The sequence below is a fragment of the Bradyrhizobium jicamae genome, assembly GCF_018130215.1.
GTDB classification, from domain to species: Bacteria; Pseudomonadota; Alphaproteobacteria; order Rhizobiales; family Xanthobacteraceae; genus Bradyrhizobium; species Bradyrhizobium jicamae_A.
On record NZ_JAFCKQ010000002.1, the window covers coordinates 248,534 to 264,804 of the forward strand.

Consider the following 16,271-nt stretch of genomic DNA (forward strand, 5'->3'; position numbering starts at 1 on the left):
ACCGATCCGCAAGTGACCGGCACGCATGTCCACGCGCCGCTGATCACCTCGAACGAGCCGCAGGGCGATCTCTGCATCCGTACGCTGGCGATGCCGGCCGACACCAACGCCAATGGCGACATCTTCGGCGGCTGGCTGCTCAGCCAGATGGACGTCGGCGGCGGCGTGTTCGCCTCCAAGCTCGCGAAATCCCGCACCGTGACGGTCGCGATCGAGGCAATGAATTTCCGCAAGGCGGTCTATGTCGGCGACCTCGTCTCGGTCCATGCCAATCTGGTGCGGGTCGGCCGCACCTCGGTCACGGTCCATCTCGAAGCGTGGGTGCTGCGCCGCCGCGAGCAGCAATCGATCCTGGTCACCGACGGCAATTTCACCTACGTCTCGATCGACGACCAGGGCCATCCGCAACCAATCAAGCGCGAGGGCGCGACGATTGCGACATAATCCGGCCCCAAAGGTTGCTGTCGTCATCCGCGAAGCTCCCGCAACCCGGATGAAGCACAGCGAAATCGCGGATTGCGCTTCGCTCCATCCGGACTGCGCACCGGATTCAAGCCGAAACGTGGCGGCGCGCTGGAAAGCCGGAATCCGCAGGTTGCACGCGAGTGAGGGGCTTAGGAACAAATCGGCGGTGACCCCGTTGTCGGCCCGGACTTAAACCGAGGCTGACCATGTCTGACAGTTACGTGATCGAAGTAAGTTCTCAGACCGCGGGTATCGTGGTGCGCGATACCGGCGGCTATCAGTTTTTTGCGGCGTCGCATCTTTTCGACCGCCTCGAAGGACAGATCTTTCGCAGCGCCCGCGACGCCGAACGGGCGGCGCGTCGTCTGGCTGCGGGCCAGGTGCTCCCGATAGCTTCGTAGCGGCGATCCACAGCGCGCGCCATTTGCGCGCGCCGCAACAGTCTGTATTGATGCATCCGGATTCACTGGGATCATGGTTCGGATGCTGCAGGAACAAGGCAAGGCGCTGCTGTTCGATATCGATGGCACGCTGGCCGATACCGATCCGCTTCACCTTGCCGCGTTCAACCGGGTGCTCGGGCCTCACGGCCACGTGTTCGACCACGCGCGCTTCGGCAAGGAACTGCAAGGTTTCTCCAACGCATCGATCGCCGAGCGTTTCCTGTCGCATGAGCCGGCGGAGCGCCGCGTCAGCATCCTGGGCGAGAAGGAACGAATCTTCCGCGAACTCGTCAGCGGCCAGATTGCGCCGGTGCCCGGATTGCTTGATCTGCTCGACCGGGCGGACCGCACCGGCGTTGCCATGGTGGCGGTGACCAATGCGCCGCGCCCCAATGCCGAATTGCTGCTGTCGGGACTTGGTATCGCGCACCGCTTCAAGGCTGTCGTGATCGGCGACGAACTGGCACACGGCAAGCCGCATCCGCTGCCCTATCTGGAGGGATTGCGCCTCGCCGGCGCATCGGCCGGGGCCGCGCTGGCGTTCGAGGATTCTCGTTCCGGCGTGCAATCCGCGACCGCCGCCGGGATCGCGACGATCGGCATGCGGACAGGGCTCAGTCATGCCGATCTGGTCGCGGCCGGCGCGGTGGCCAGCGCCCGGGCGTTCGACGATCCGGAGCTGATCAGGCTGGTCGCAGCGGCCATGGCCTGGTGAACTTGCCTGGTAAGCTGGCCTGGCGAGCGGCTGCGTGCTTGCTCGTTGACCTCCGGGCCGAACGGTCGCACCATGGGCTGCGGCATGATCAGGAAACTGGATACCGGTTTTCCGAAAAGATCATGTCCAGATCGATTGCCGTTTCAAGGGTGCCGCCGTGGCCGGACTGTCCCATCGCCAGACTGAAATCCTCAACATCGCACGCGCGTTCGGTCGGGTCATGGTGGAGGACCTTGCCAAGCGATTCGAGGTTTCGGCGCAAACCATCCGCAAGGACCTCAACGATCTCTGCGACCAGCGGTCGCTGACGCGCATCCATGGTGGTGCCATCATCGCTTCCGGCGTGGAAAACCTCGCCTACGAGGCGCGCCGCTTCGTCGCGGCCGACGAGAAGAAGGCGATCGGCGCCGCCGCGGCCGCGCGGATCCCGAACGGCTGCTCGCTGTTCATCAATATCGGCACCACGACGGAGGAGGTGGCGAGCGCGCTGACCTCGCATGAGGACCTGCTCGTCATCACCAACAACCTCAACGTTGCGATGCTGCTGTACCGTCATCCGCGCATCGAAGTGGTGGTCGCCGGCGGCACGGTGCGGCGGGCCGACGGCGCCGTGGTCGGCTCGACCGCGACGCAATTGATCGGTCAGTTCAAGGTCGACTATGCCATCATCGGCGCGTCGGCGATCGACGAGGCTGGTGCGCTGCTGGACTTCGACTATCGCGAGGTGCAGGTCGCGCAGGCGATCATCGCCAACGCACGCAATGTGATGCTGGTGTCGGATGCGACAAAGCTCCGCCGCAGCGCGCCGGTGCGCATCGCCCATATCAGCCAGATCCAGACCTTCATCACCGATTCACCGCTGCCCGCCGGCCTCGCCAACATCTGCCACAGCCGGGGCATCGAGGTGGTGGTGGCGATGGACAAGCCGCAATCCGACATCGACGACAACGGCCCCGACTCCGCTCCCGTCACGCTGCGCAGCGCGTAGTGTCAGCAAGTCTCGGCAACATCTGTTGTCGTCGCCGGCTTGACCGGGCGATCCAGTATTCCAGAGACATTCGTGCTTGAGCCGAGAAGCAGCGCTGTACTGGATGCCCCGCTTGAAGCGGGGCATGACGGCGGAGTGTGCCGAAGCTCAGTTCTTCCGCCGTTACCCCGAAGAGCGCGCATCGCGTGCAGGTCGTCGACCCTTCGAGGGCCGCCGAAGAAGCGGCCACCTCAGGGTGACGGTGAGAAATTCGCGCGAGCCGCAATCCGGTCAGCAGCTCCAAACCTAAAAAAAACTTCACAAAGTTCCATTTTCGGATTGCTTTCGTTTTTGCTTGTGATTTACTCCGATCCGAAAGTAAAACCGCTAAAGCGAAGGCGGCGCCCGGGGGAGGCGTTCTTTGGATCGAATTTACGACCTCGCCATCATTGGAGGCGGCGTTAATGGCTGCGGCATCGCGCGCGATGCGGCGGGCCGGGGCAACACCGTTTTCCTCTGTGAAATGAATGATTTGGCGAGCGGGACGTCGTCCTGGTCGACCAAACTCGTGCATGGCGGCTTGCGCTATCTCGAGTACTACGAGTTTCGTTTGGTGCGAGAAGCGCTGATCGAGCGCGAGATTCTCTGGCAGATCGCACCCCACATCATCCGTCCGCTGCGTTTCGTGTTGCCGCATCACTCCGGCTTGCGTCCGGCCTGGCTGCTGCGGCTCGGCCTCTTCCTGTACGACCACATCGGCGGCCGCCATCTGCTGCCGGCAACGCGCTCGGTCGATCTCACCAAGGATGTGGTCGGCAAGCCGCTGATCCCTGGCCGCTACACCAAGGGTTTCGAGTACTCCGACTGCTTCGTCGACGATGCGCGGCTGGTCGCGCTGACCGCGCGTGACGCAGCCGATCGCGGCGCGGACATCCGCACCCGCACCCGTGCGGTCGAGATCAGGCAGGTCGACGGCATCTGGCACGTCACCGTCGAGGATCGCACGAGCGGCACGCGCGAGGTGATCAAGTCCCGCGTCGTGGTCAATGCCGGCGGTCCCTGGGTCGAGCAGGTGCTGGCGGCAGGTGCCGGCGTCAATGCGCGCGCCAAGGTCCGGCTGGTGCAGGGCTCGCACATCGTGGTCAAGAAGCTCTACGACCACGACCGCGCCTACATCTTCCAGAACGCGGACGGTCGCATCATCTTCGTCATCCCCTATCAGGACGATTTCACGCTGATCGGCACCACCGATCGCGATTATGACGGCGACCCGGCCAAGGTGAAGGCGTCCAAGGAGGAGATCCAGTATCTCTGCACCTCCGCCAGCGAATATCTGGCGAGCCCGATCAAGCCCGAGGACGTGGTCTGGGATTATTCCGGCGTGCGTCCGCTCTATGACGACGGCGCGAGCGAAGCCAAGGCCGCGACCCGCGACTACGTGTTCGAGCTAGATACGCCCGGCGGTGCGCCGATGCTGTCGATCTATGGCGGCAAGATCACGACCTATCGCCGTCTCTCCGAAGAGGCGCTCGAGCGGCTGTCGCCGTATCTTCGCAGCGCGAAAGCGAAGGAGGGCTGGACCGGCAAGGCGGCGCTGCCCGGCGGCGACATGGATGTCTCCGCGGTCGCCGCGCTGACCGCCGAGCTCACGCGCGCCTATCCGTTCCTCGCGCAGCCGCATGCGAGCCGTCTCGCGCATGCCTACGGCACGCGCGCTGCCAAATTGCTGGGCAATGCAAAATCCGCTGACGATCTCGGACGATCCTTCGGGGCCACCTTGACGGAGAGCGAAGTCAGGTACCTGATGGCGAACGAATGGGCTCAGGCTGCGGAGGATGTCGTCTGGCGGCGATCCAAGCTCGGCCTGCGGATGACGGCGAACGAAATCGCCGCGCTCGACGAGTGGATGGCCGCCAACCGCGTCCCCGGTGAACGTCCCCTTCGCGAAGCGGGAGGACGGACATGAGCGTTACGCTGCAAAATGTCACGCGGACCGTGGATGGCGTTCCGGCCATCCGCGATGTGTCGCTGACGCTGGAACGCGGCACGCTCAGCGTGCTGCTCGGTCCGACACTGTCGGGCAAGACATCGATCATGCGGCTGCTGGCCGGCCTCGACAAGCCGACGACGGGGCGAGTGCTGGTCGACGGCAAGGACGTCACCGGCGCCGACGTGCGGCAGCGTTCGGTCGCGATGGTCTATCAGCAGTTCATCAACTATCCCTCGCTGACGGTGTACGAGAACATCGCGTCACCCTTGCGGGTGCAGGGCAAGCCGCGCGAGGAGATCGAGAAGCGCGTCGCCGAGGCCGCGGGCCTGTTGCGGCTCGAGCCGTTTCTGAAGCGTACGCCGCTGCAGCTTTCCGGCGGCCAGCAGCAGCGCACGGCGATCGCGCGTGCGCTGGTCAAGGGCGCCGACCTTGTGCTGCTCGACGAGCCGCTCGCCAACCTCGACTACAAGCTGCGCGAGGAACTGCGCGCCGAGCTGCCGCGCATTTTCGAGGCTTCCGGCGCGATCTTCGTCTACGCGACGACCGAGCCGTCGGAAGCGCTGCTGCTCGGCGGCAGCACCGTGTGCATGTGGGAAGGGCAGGCGCTGCAGTTCGGCGAGACGCCGAAGGTCTATCGCCATCCGGACACGCTGCGCGTCGCCCAGGTGTTCTCCGATCCGCCGCTCAACATCATCGGCATCGAGAAGAAGGGCGGGCAGGTGACCTATAGCGGTGGCGAGCAGGCGCCTGCGACCGGCCTCTATGCCAATGTCCCCGACGGCATCTATCGCGTCGGCTTCCGGGCGCATCAGCTCGAGGTCGGCAACGCGCCCGCCGGCCGTCACAAGTTCTCGGCCGCGGTGACGGTGACCGAGATCACCGGCTCGGAGAGCTTCGTGCACCTTCACGTCCACAGCTCGAACTGGGTCGCGGTGCTGCACGGCGTACATGAATACGAACCCGGGCAGGTGCTCGACACCGCGCTCGATCCCGACAACATCTTCGTGTTCGACGCGACCGACCGCCTCGTCGCGTCACCAGGCTCCAAGTGAGGGAGATGCAAGATGGCCCGCATTGACCTCGACGACCTCGCGCATTCCTACGGCGGCAACGATGCGCCGCAGGAATCCTTTGCGCTGAAGCCGGTCACCATGACCTGGCGGCAGGGCGGCGCCTATGCGCTGCTCGGCCCCTCCGGCTGCGGCAAGACCACGTTGCTCAATTTGATCTCCGGCATCGTGACCCCGTCGCGCGGAAAAATCCTGTTCGACGGCAACGACATCACGCCGCTGTCGACGCAGAAGCGCAACATTGCGCAGGTGTTCCAGTTCCCGGTCATCTACGACACCATGACGGTCGGCCAGAACCTCGCCTTCCCGCTGAAGAACCGCGGCGTGGCGAAGGCCGAGGTCGATGCCCGCGTCAAGCAGATCGCCGATCTGCTCGACCTCACGCCCTATCTCAATCGCAAGGCGACGCGGCTCACCGCCGACGCCAAGCAGAAGATCTCGCTTGGCCGCGGCCTGGTCCGCTCCGACGTCGCCGCGGTGCTGTTCGACGAGCCGCTGACGGTGATCGATCCCGAGCTGAAGTGGCAGTTGCGCTCGAAGCTGAAGGCGCTGCACCGCGAGCTCGACCTGACGATGATCTACGTCACGCACGACCAGACCGAGGCGCTGACCTTCGCCGATACCGTCGTCGTGATGCACGACGGCCGCGTGGTGCAGAGCGGCACGCCGGCCGAGCTGTTCGACAAGCCGGCGCACACCTTCGTCGGCTACTTCATCGGCTCACCCGGCATGAACATCGTACCGGCGGAAGTGAACGGGCAGCAGGCGCGGATCGACGGCCATGTCATCGGCCTGCATCGCAACTATGGTGTGCTGCCGGCCGGCAAGAAGATCGAGATCGGCGTGCGGCCCGAATTCGTCGACGTCGCGGCGCCCGCCTCGGGCCTGTTGTCGGCGACGATCGAGCGGATCGACGATCTCGGCCGCATCCAGTTCGCGCGGGTCCGCATCGGCGACGCCAAGTTCGCCGCGCGCGTCCCGCCGGGGTTCTCGATCTCCGGCAACACCGCCGGCCTGGTCTTCGATCCTGCGCACGTTCACGTCTATGCCGACAGCCATTTGGTGGAAGGGGTCGCCTGATGGACAAGACCGTCAACCAGAAAGCCTGGTTCCTGGTACTGCCGGTGTTCCTGGTGGTCGCGTTCTCCGCGATCCTGCCGCTGATGACCGTCGTGAACTATTCGATGCAGGACACGTTCGGCAACAACCAGTTCTTCTGGAACGGCGTCGGCTGGTTCAAGGAACTGCTCGATCCTTCGACCGACCTCGGCGGTCGTTTCCTGGCTTCGCTCGGCCGCAACCTGTTCTTCTCCGCCGTGATCCTCGCGATCGAGGTGCCGCTCGGCATCGTCATCGCATTGTCGATGCCCCGCGAGGGCTGGAGCGTCGCGGCCTGCCTGGTGATTCTCGCGCTGCCGCTCTTGATTCCCTGGAACGTGGTCGGCACCATCTGGCAGATCTTCGGCCGGCCCGACATCGGCCTGCTCGGCTATGTGCTGAACAGCATCGGCATCAACTACAATTACGTGTCCAATGATATCGACGCCTGGGTCACCGTCATCGTGATGGACGTCTGGCACTGGACCAGCCTCGTCGCGCTGCTCTGCTACGCCGGCCTCAAGTCGATCCCCGACGCCTATTACCAGGCGGCGCAGATCGACGGCGCCTCGCGCTGGGCGGTGTTCAAGGCGATCCAGCTGCCGAAGATGCACCGCGTGCTCCTGATCGCCGTGCTGCTGCGTTTCATGGACAGCTTCATGATCTATACCGAGCCCTTCGTCGTTACCGGCGGCGGGCCGGGGAACTCGACCACCTTCATCTCGATCGAGCTCGTCAAGATCGCGCTTGGCCAGTTCGACCTCGGCAAGGCGGCGGCGCTGTCGCTGGTCTACAACCTGATCATCCTGATCGTGTGCTGGGTGTTCTACACCGTCATGACCAATGCCGGCGCCGAGCGCCCGGCCAAGGAAGGAGTGGCCTGATGCACTCGATTCCCGGTCGCCGCGTCGTCATGGCGCTGTTCCTGATCTTCCTCCTGTTGCCGATCTACTGGCTCGTCAACATGAGCTTCAAGACCAATACCGAGATCGTCTCGACGATGACGCTGTGGCCGCATACGCCGACCCTGCAGCACTACAAGCGCATCTTCATCGACGAGAGCTGGTATTCCGGCTACATCCATTCGCTGGAATATGTCGTCATCAACACCATCATCTCGATCTCGGTGGCGCTGCCTGCGGCCTATGCGTTCTCGCGCTATCGCTTCCTCGGCGACAAGCATCTGTTCTTCTGGCTGCTGTCGAACCGCATGGCGCCGGCCGCGGTCTATGCGCTGCCGTTCTTCAACCTCTATTCGGCGATCGGCCTGTTCGATACGCCGTGGGCGGTGGCGCTCGCGCACTGCATCTTCAACGTGCCGCTGGCGGTGTGGATCCTCGAAGGTTTCGTATCCGGGGTGCCGCGCGAGATCGACGAGACAGCGTTCCTCGACGGCTATTCGTTCCCGCGCTTCTTCATCAAGATCCTGGTGCCGCTGATCGCGAGCGGCATCGGCGTCGCCGCGTTCTTCTGCTTCATGTTCTCGTGGGTCGAGCTCCTGCTCGCGCGCACGCTGACCTCGGTCGACGCGAAGCCGATAGCCGCGGTCATGACGCGCACGGTGTCGGCCGCTGGCATGGACTGGGGCCTGCTCTCGGCGGCCGGCGTGCTCACCATCATCCCGGGCGCGCTCGTGATCTGGTTCGTCCGCAACTACATCGCGCGCGGCTTCGCGCTCGGCCGCGTCTAAAGGAGGCATTCATGGACAGCATCGCATGGATGGCCTGGACACTGCCGACCGCGATCTTCTTCGTGCTGCTGGCCTGCACGCTCGGCGTGATGACCTGGCTCGCCGCAGCCTATCCCGAGGCCGAGCGTATCGGAGTGCTCAGCATTCCGACCACGCGCGGCGACCGCCTGTTCATTTCCCTGGTGCTCGCCGCCGTGATCCATCTGGTGTGGATCGGCGTGGTCGGCACCGGCCCGATCGCGACACTGCCGATCGGGGAGGGCTTCGAGATTACGAGCCTGTGGCTCGCAACACTGATTTCGCTTGTCTCGGCCGTGGTGATCTTTCGCACCGTCTGAGCCAGTCGAAAAAGAGCAGATCCGGGGTCTACCCGGGCCTGGGGTTTAGTTAGTTTGTCGCTGCAACCGGAGGAATCATCATGCGACACTTGAGAACGACCAAGGATAGTCTTCTGACGATGACCAGCGCGCTCGCGCTCGTCGCGGCAGCTGTGACTGTCGCCGCGCCTGCTCGCGCGGACGAAGCGGCCGCGAAGAAGTGGATCGACAGCGGCGAATTCCAGCCGTCGACCCTCTCCAAGGACGACCAGATGAAGGAGATGGACTGGTTCATCAAGGCCGCTTCACCCTTCAAGGGCATGGAGATCAACGTCGTCTCCGAAACGCTGACGACGCACGAGTATGAATCCCGCACGCTCGCCAAGGCGTTCGAGGAGATCACCGGCATCAAGGTGAAGCACGACGTCATCCAGGAAGGCGACGTCGTCGAGAAGATCCAGACCCAGATGCAGTCGGGCAAGAACGTCTATGACGGCTGGATCAACGACTCCGACTTCATCGGCACCCACTTCCGCTACGGCCAGGCCGTCGACCTGACGGACTGGATGAAGGGCGAGGGCAAGGACGTCACCGACCCGATGCTCGACGTCGACGACTTCATCGGCAAGTCGTTCACGACCGCGCCGAACGGTCACCTCTACCAGCTGCCCGACCAGCAGTTCGCGAACCTCTACTGGTTCCGCTACGACTGGTTCACCAACCCGGACTACAAGGCCAAGTTCAAGGCCAAGTACGGCTACGAGCTCGGTGTGCCCGTGAACTGGTCGGCCTATGAGGACATCGCCGACTTCTTCACCAACGACATCAAGGAGATCAACGGCGTCAAGGTCTATGGCCACATGGACTATGGCAAGAAGGATCCCTCGCTCGGCTGGCGTTTCACCGACGCCTGGCTGTCGATGGCCGGCAACGGCGACAAGGGCATCCCGAACGGCCTGCCGGTCGACGAATGGGGCATCCGCATGGAAGGCTGCCGTCCGGTCGGCTCGTCGGTCGAGCGCGGCGGCGACGTCAACGGCCCGGCGGCGGTCTACTCGATCGTCAAGTATCTCGACTGGATGAAGAAGTATGCTCCGCCGCAGGCGCAGGGCATGACCTTCTCCGAGTCGGGCCCGGTGCCTTCGCAGGGCAACATCGCCCAGCAGATCTTCTGGTACACCGCCTTCACCGCCGACATGGTGAAGCCCGGCCTGCCCGTGATGAACGCGGACGGTACGCCGAAGTGGCGTATGGCCCCGTCGCCGCACGGATCGTACTGGAAGGACGGCATGAAGCTCGGCTATCAGGACGTCGGCTCCGCGACGCTTCTGAAGTCCACCCCGGTCGATCGTCGCAAGGCGGCCTGGCTCTACCTGCAGTTCATCGTCTCCAAGACGGTGTCCCTGAAGAAGAGCCATGTCGGTCTCACCTTCATCCGTGAATCCGACATCTGGGACAAGTCGTTCACCGAGCGTGCGCCGAAGCTCGGCGGCCTGATCGAGTTCTACCGCTCGCCTGCCCGCGTGCAGTGGACCCCGACCGGCAACAACGTGCCTGACTATCCGAAGCTCGCGCAGCTCTGGTGGCAGAACATCGGCGATGCGTCGTCCGGTGCGAAGACGCCGCAGCAGGCGATGGATGCGCTCGCAGCCGCCCAGGACTCGGTGATGGAGCGTCTCGAGAAGTCCGGCGTGCAGGGTGCCTGCGGTCCGAAGCTCAACAAGAAGGAGACCGCGGAGTACTGGTTCGCCAAGTCGGAGAAGGACGGCAACATCGCGCCGCAGCGCAAGCTTGCCAACGAAAAGCCGAAGGGCGAGACCGTCGACTACGACACGCTGATCAAGTCGTGGCCGGCCTCCCCGCCGAAGCGCGCCTCGGCGAACTAAGCCGCAACACCGTCACGTGGCCGGGCGCGTCCCGGCCACAACGCGACAAGGAGGCCGGGAGCGATCCCGGCCTTTTTTGCGCTGCAGGCAGGATTGCCGTATCGACTTAATGCAAGGCTCAATTCGGCCAGGGAGTTCGCCATGCGCATGACGTTCCGTTGCGATCCTGTTCTCGCCGAGTATCTGCCGCGGCCGTATCCGGCGCGCAGCGCGCTGCCCGACTGGCTGCGCGCGATGCCGGCGAAGGCGCATTCCGCGGTGCATGGCCGCGAGATCCGCACCGTCAAGCAATGCCCGCCCTTTGTCGATGCGATGGCCTATGGGGTGATGATCCCGCTGCCTTGCGACGTCAGGGTCGAGCGCGGCGCCTTCGCCTGGGACTGGGACATTCCGGAGCCGGCGACGGAGGGCCATCCGCGCGCGCCGCTCAGCTTCCATCCGGTCGCTCAATTCGCCGGCGCACCGTTCGGGAACGGACAGGCCGCGCTGAAGTTCAACAGCTTCTGGACCATCGAGGTCGACCCCGGCTGGTCGCTGTTTGCGACCCATCCGGTCAATCGCGACGACCTGCCGTTCCGCCTCGTCTCGGGTCTCGTCGATGCCGATCGCTTTCACGACGGCGGCATCAATTTCCCGGCGGTCTGGACCGCGCCCGATTTCACGGGCGTACTGCCGAAGGGCACGCCGGTCGCGCAATGCTTTGCAGTGCCGCGCGAGGCGCCCGAACTGGTGTTCGAGGCCTTCGACGACGCGCACCGGGAAGCCTATACGAAGGTGGTCGGCGAGGTGCTCGCCGCACCCAATGTCTATCGCAAGCACTTTCGCGCCAGGCGCGGCCGCCTAACCAGCTAATGCGTTTCTCAGCGCGCCCTCGTCGAGCCACAGCCGGCCGTGCGGGGCCGAGGTCAGCGCCATCGCGATCGAACCGAACAGTTGCGGGCGCAAGCCATAGGCCCGAGCGAAGGCGCGCATTGCCGCATCCGGATCGCCGCCTTCCGTGAGCGCGATCCCGAGATTGAGCGCGGCTTCGGCGTAGTCGGGCTTGAGCGCGATTGCCTGGCGATACGCCTGCGCCGCGCCGCCATGATCGCGCAGATCCTGTCGCGCGACGCCGAGATCGAACCAGACCGAAGCGGGCGCGTCGCTCCGGGTCGCGCGCTCCAGCAGGCTGACGGCGCCTGCGAGATCACCGTCATCCCATGCCAGCCGGCCGAGCCGCGCGGCGGCTTCCTGGTGCTCCGGGATCGCCTTGAGGATCGCCTGCCAGGCCTCGCGCGCCAGGGCCCTGTGCCCTGCAAGCTCGAGCGTGCGCGCCTTCTCGATGAAGAGATCGCGCTGCGGCTTCAGCGCAATCGCGCGGTCGAGATGCGCCAGCGCGGCATCGTAGTCGGCGGCCGCACGCGCGATGCGCGCGCCCAGCAGCCGGGCCGCGGCATTGTCCGGGCGCCGGGCAAGGGATGTCTCGACATGCGTGCGCGCCGGCGCGATCTCGCCCTTGGTGAACAGCACCGCGGCGAGCAGATGGCTCAGCATCGGTTCGCCGGGCGCGCGGACGAGGCCGCGTTCGCAGAGTTGCTGTGCGTCCTGCGGGCGGCCCGCATTGAACGCGACGGTCGCGCGTCGAACGATATCCTCGGCAGTGTCCTTCATCGCTGCATTAGAGCAAAGCAGGTCCGACGCAGCAATCTGCCCGGCGCATTGCGCTTGCGCGGCAAGGCGCAATCGCTTCCGCGCATCAGCGACCGCATCAACGCGTGCCGTCGCGCCTCGAGACATAAAACAGAAGTGCCCTTTCGACGCTGATCCGGCCACGACCGGGCCGCCCATCCGCAAACGCCCGCTTGACTCGGCGGGGCAACAATCTCATTATCATAATGCGATTGAAGTAATCGTATTGCGATTAAATTGATCCAAGCCTGCGGAAATGGTGTTGGCCCCACGAGAGGCTGGTTGATGGCACTGATCGAGGCGTTCAGGCAGTTGCTCGGCGACGGCGCGGTTCTGACCCGCGAGGAGGATCTCGCCGGGCTGACCGAGGACTGGCGCGGCCGCTACCGGGCGCCCGCGCTCTGCGCCGTGCTGCCGTCCAACACCGCCCAGGTCGCCGCGGTCGTCCGGCTTTGTGTCGAGCACGGCGTTCCGGTGCTGCCGCAGGGCGGCAATACCAGCCTGTGCGGCGGCGCCACGCCGGCCGACCAGGGCAAGCGGCCCGTCATCATCGCGCTCACCCGGATGCGCCGGATCAGGTCGATCGATCCTGTCAACAACACGATGGAAGTCGACGCCGGCTGCGTGCTCGCCACGATCCAGGAAGCTGCCGCTGCGGCCGGCCGGCTCTATCCGGTCAGTCTCGGCGCCGAGGGCTCCTGCCAGATCGGCGGCAACATCGCCACCAATGCCGGCGGCACCGGCGTGCTGCGCTACGGCAATACGCGCGACAACGTCCTCGGCCTCGAGGCGGTGCTGCCAGACGGGTCGATCTGGGACGGCCTCTATGCCTTGCGCAAGAACAACACGGGCTACGATCTGAAGCATCTCTTCATCGGCTCGGAAGGCACGCTCGGCATCGTCACCGGCGCGGTGCTGAAGCTGCATCCGCTGCCGACCGCGGAGACGGTCGCCTGGCTTGCAGTCGATGGTCCCGAGCAGGCACTCGAGGTGCTCGGCCTGTTCCAGGCCTCCTGCAATTCACGGCTCTCGGCGTTCGAGCTGATCAACTCCAACCAGGTCCGGCTGGTGCTCGAGCAGGTGCCGGGCCGGCGCTGTCCGGTTGCGAGGGTCGACGGCTGGCATGTCCTGGTCGAACTGTCCGATACAGGCGATGCGCAGGCCATCGCGGGCACCATGCAGGCGGTGCTGGAGCGTGCGCTCGAACTCGGACTGATCAGCGACGGCGTCGTGGCGTCGAGCGAAGCCCAGCGCAAGGCGATGTGGCTGGTGCGTCACAGCGTGTCTGAAGCCAACAAGAAGGCCGGCGTCGGCCTCACCTCCGATACGGCCGTGCCGGTGTCGGCGGTGCCGGCGTTCATCGCGCAGGCAACGGCGGCGGTGCACGTCATCGCGCCCGGTGTCCCGATCGTTGTCGTCGGCCATATGGGTGACGGCAACATCCACTTCATCCCGTTCTTCAGCTTCGCGGCGTGGGAGGCGATGGCGAACCGCGCCGAGGTCGCCGACCAGGTGCGCCGGGCCATCGACGATGCCGCTGCCGCATTGCGCGGCACCTTCAGCGCCGAGCACGGCATCGGACGCACGCTGACCGGCGAGATGGCGCGATACAAGGCGCCGGTCGAGCTCCGCTTGATGCGGGCCGTGAAGCAGGCCTTCGATCCGTCCGGACTGTTCAATCCCGGCCGCGTGCTGCCTGTGGCGCGCGAGGCATCTTCTCCATCATCCGACGCAACCGACACCAGGGAGAGTTGAGACATGAGCATTATCGTGAAGACCGGTCTTTCCCGCCGCAGCCTGCTGCTCGCAACCGGCGCCGCCGCGCTCGCAACGCCCGCGATCTGGTCGCCGTCGCGCGCCGCGGGAAAGCGCATCGTGGTGCGTGACGACGGCGGCATCTACACCAAGGCCTATGGTGCGGTGTTCTACCGTCCGTTCACGGATGCGACCGGCATCGAGGTGGTCGGGGTGCAGGCCAATGCCGAGCCGGTCGCGCAGATCAAGACCATGGTCGATACCAAGAACTACACCTGGGACATGGCCAAGATCAGCTGGCCCGCAATCCTGCTGCTGACCAACGGCAGCAAGGTCTATCTCGAAAAGCACGGCCTGGAATCCGAACCCGTGATCAAGTCGATCCCGGCCGAATTCATGTCGCCCTACGGCGTCGGCACCAATGTCTACACCACCGTGCTCGCCTACCGCACCGATGCCTTCAAGGGCCGCAAGGCGCCGCAGTCCTGGGCCGATTTCTGGAACGTGGCGGAGTTTCCGGGCCGCCGCGCCGTGCGCAAGCATCCGTTCGACACGATCGAGGAGGCGTTGATGGGCGCGGGCGTCCCGACCGCGCAGGTCTATCCGTGCGACGTGGACAAGGCGTTTGCCTCGCTGGACAAGATCAAGTCCTCCGTCGCGGTGTGGTGGACCAGCGGCGCGCAGGTCGAGCAGATGCTGATCTCCGGCGAGATCGACCTGCTGCCGACCTGGGTGTCGCGGCCGCAGTCGGCGCAGGCGGCCGGCGCACCGGTCGAGATCGTCTGGAACCAGGGCATCTGGGGCGGCGACAACTGGTCGATCCTCGCCGGCACGCCGAACGCGGATGCCTGCCGCGAGTTCATCAAGTTCGCCTCCGATCCGAAGCGCCAGGCGGCGCTGACGGAGTATTTCCCCGCCGGCCTGACACAGCCGGAGGCCTTCAACTACGTCAAGCCGGAGCTCGCCAAGAACTGTCCGACCTATCCGGACAACATCAAGGCAGGCCTGAAGATCGATGCGAAGTTCTGGTTCGACAACCAGGCCGCCGTCATCGAGCGCTTCAACAGCTGGATCCTGGCCTAGGCCCGAACGGTCGCGATTGGAGCAGGGCATGACATCGTCGAGCTTGCGCGTCAAAGGACTTACCAAGCGCTATGGCGACTTCGTCGCGCTCGCGCCGACCAGTCTCGACGTCGCGAACGGGGAATTCCTCACGCTGCTCGGCCCTTCGGGGTCGGGCAAGACGACGCTGCTGAGCCTGATCGCGGGGCTCGCCCATCCGGACGAGGGCCACATCCTCGTCGATGACGCCGACGTGACGCATAGCCCGGCCTATGACCGGGACATCGGCGTCGTGTTCCAGAACTACGCGCTGTTTCCTCACATGACGGTCGAGGACAACATCGCGTTTCCGTTGAAGATGCGCAAGGTCGCCGACGCCGATTTGCGCCGGCGCACCGCCGAGGCGCTGGAGACGGTGCGCCTGCCGCATGTCGCAAAGCGCTATCCTCGCGAGCTTTCGGGCGGCCAGCAACAGCGCATTGCGCTGGCGCGCTGCATCGTCTACCGGCCCGCGATCATCCTGATGGACGAGCCGCTGGGCGCACTCGACAAGAAGCTGCGCGACCAGATGCAGCTCGAGATCAAGCGCATCCATCGCGAGCTCGGCACCACGATCATCTACGTCACCCACGACCAGGAGGAGGCGATGACCATGTCCGATCGTATCTGCCTGATGAACGCGGGCGCGATCGAGCAGCTCGGCACGCCGGAGGATCTGTATTTCCGCCCGCAATCGGTCTTCGTCGCCGACTTCCTCGGCGAATCCAACCTGCTCAGCGCAACGGTCCGGCAGGTCGACGCGCAGGGGCTCGATATCGTGCTCGCCGACCAGGCGGCGCCGTCGCGCGCCGTCGGCAACGGCGCGAGCTTTGCCGCCGGTGAGCCGATCAAGCTCATGGTGCGCCCGCAGAATCTCCATGTCGAAGACGCGGCGAACGGCAAGCTCACCGGCCGGCTGGTCGACGTGATGATCAGCGGCAGCATGACGAGGCTCTACATCGCGCCCGAAAGGATCGACATGCCGCAACTCGTCGCGGCCTACCCGACGCGCTCGAGCGCGGCGCCTTACGAGATCGGCCAGCTCGTCTCGCTCGACTGGAATTCCGCGGATGCGGTGGCGATCCGCGACGGCAGGGGACACTGAC

16 protein-coding genes are annotated in these 16,271 nt (G+C 65.1%); 15 read left to right on the forward strand and 1 reads right to left on the reverse strand.

Features of this window, described 5'->3' with window-relative positions; all coding sequences use genetic code 11:
• The first annotated feature begins 12 nt into the window (after positions 1 to 12).
• From JQ586_RS04180 to JQ586_RS04235, 12 genes are all read left to right on the forward strand, one after another.
• The gene (locus JQ586_RS04180; RefSeq protein WP_212393578.1) at positions 13 to 444 is read left to right on the forward strand and encodes an acyl-CoA thioesterase; all 432 of its coding nucleotides are present in this window, start codon (positions 13 to 15) and stop codon (positions 442 to 444) included.
• A gap of 227 nt (positions 445 to 671) precedes the next feature.
• The gene (locus JQ586_RS04185) at positions 672 to 866 is read left to right on the forward strand and encodes a hypothetical protein (protein ID WP_212393224.1); all 195 of its coding nucleotides are present in this window, start codon (positions 672 to 674) and stop codon (positions 864 to 866) included.
• An 82-nt stretch (positions 867 to 948) separates the two neighbouring features.
• The gene (locus tag JQ586_RS04190; protein WP_212393225.1) at positions 949 to 1,623 is read left to right on the forward strand and encodes an HAD family phosphatase; all 675 of its coding nucleotides are present in this window, start codon (positions 949 to 951) and stop codon (positions 1,621 to 1,623) included.
• A 157-nt stretch (positions 1,624 to 1,780) separates the two neighbouring features.
• Positions 1,781 to 2,611 carry a DeoR/GlpR family DNA-binding transcription regulator gene (locus JQ586_RS04195; RefSeq protein WP_212393226.1) on the forward strand — a complete coding sequence of 277 codons (831 nt, stop codon included), beginning with the start codon at positions 1,781 to 1,783 and terminating at the stop codon, positions 2,609 to 2,611.
• A gap of 400 nt (positions 2,612 to 3,011) precedes the next feature.
• Positions 3,012 to 4,556, forward strand: a complete 1,545-nt coding sequence (gene glpD, locus JQ586_RS04200) for a glycerol-3-phosphate dehydrogenase (RefSeq protein ID WP_212393227.1) — start codon at positions 3,012 to 3,014, stop codon at positions 4,554 to 4,556.
• Positions 4,553 to 5,632 carry an ABC transporter ATP-binding protein gene (locus tag JQ586_RS04205; RefSeq protein WP_212393228.1) on the forward strand — a complete coding sequence of 360 codons (1,080 nt, stop codon included), beginning with the start codon at positions 4,553 to 4,555 and terminating at the stop codon, positions 5,630 to 5,632. Before glpD ends, JQ586_RS04205 begins: the two co-directional genes overlap by 4 nt.
• A gap of 12 nt (positions 5,633 to 5,644) precedes the next feature.
• Entirely contained in the window at positions 5,645 to 6,730 is a 1,086-nt protein-coding gene (locus tag JQ586_RS04210; RefSeq protein WP_212393229.1) for an ABC transporter ATP-binding protein, read from the forward strand.
• Positions 6,730 to 7,632, forward strand: coding sequence for a carbohydrate ABC transporter permease (locus JQ586_RS04215; protein ID WP_212393230.1), 903 nt, complete (start codon positions 6,730 to 6,732; stop codon positions 7,630 to 7,632). Before JQ586_RS04210 ends, JQ586_RS04215 begins: the two co-directional genes overlap by 1 nt.
• Complete coding sequence (locus JQ586_RS04220; RefSeq protein WP_212393231.1) at positions 7,632 to 8,438, forward strand: carbohydrate ABC transporter permease; 807 nt, start codon at positions 7,632 to 7,634, stop codon at positions 8,436 to 8,438. The genes JQ586_RS04215 and JQ586_RS04220 overlap by 1 nt, the downstream gene beginning before the upstream one ends.
• A gap of 11 nt (positions 8,439 to 8,449) precedes the next feature.
• Entirely contained in the window at positions 8,450 to 8,776 is a 327-nt protein-coding gene (locus JQ586_RS04225; protein ID WP_212393232.1) for a DUF2160 domain-containing protein, read from the forward strand.
• Between the two features lie 80 nt (positions 8,777 to 8,856).
• Positions 8,857 to 10,641: an ABC transporter substrate-binding protein gene (locus tag JQ586_RS04230; protein ID WP_212393233.1), complete on the forward strand. Its 1,785-nt coding sequence runs from the start codon at positions 8,857 to 8,859 to the stop codon at positions 10,639 to 10,641.
• 141 nt (positions 10,642 to 10,782) lie between these two features.
• Positions 10,783 to 11,493: a hypothetical protein gene (locus tag JQ586_RS04235; RefSeq protein WP_212393234.1), complete on the forward strand. Its 711-nt coding sequence runs from the start codon at positions 10,783 to 10,785 to the stop codon at positions 11,491 to 11,493.
• Here the strand turns inward: JQ586_RS04235 and JQ586_RS04240 are convergent.
• Entirely contained in the window at positions 11,482 to 12,291 is an 810-nt protein-coding gene (locus tag JQ586_RS04240; RefSeq protein ID WP_212393235.1) for a tetratricopeptide repeat protein, read from the reverse strand. The genes JQ586_RS04235 and JQ586_RS04240 overlap by 12 nt on opposite strands.
• A 303-nt stretch (positions 12,292 to 12,594) precedes the next feature.
• Between JQ586_RS04240 and JQ586_RS04245 the strand changes: the two genes are divergently transcribed.
• The 3 genes from JQ586_RS04245 to JQ586_RS04255 are packed head-to-tail and all read left to right on the forward strand — an operon-like array spanning position 12,595 to position 16,270.
• Positions 12,595 to 14,064, forward strand: coding sequence for an FAD-binding oxidoreductase (locus JQ586_RS04245; protein ID WP_212393236.1), 1,470 nt, complete (start codon positions 12,595 to 12,597; stop codon positions 14,062 to 14,064).
• A gap of 3 nt (positions 14,065 to 14,067) precedes the next feature.
• Positions 14,068 to 15,147 (forward strand): ABC transporter substrate-binding protein, encoded by a 1,080-nt coding sequence (locus JQ586_RS04250; RefSeq protein ID WP_212393237.1) that lies wholly within the window; start codon positions 14,068 to 14,070, stop codon positions 15,145 to 15,147.
• 28 nt (positions 15,148 to 15,175) lie between these two features.
• Positions 15,176 to 16,270 (forward strand): ABC transporter ATP-binding protein, encoded by a 1,095-nt coding sequence (locus tag JQ586_RS04255; RefSeq protein ID WP_212393238.1) that lies wholly within the window; start codon positions 15,176 to 15,178, stop codon positions 16,268 to 16,270.
• Position 16,271 lies beyond the last annotated feature (1 nt).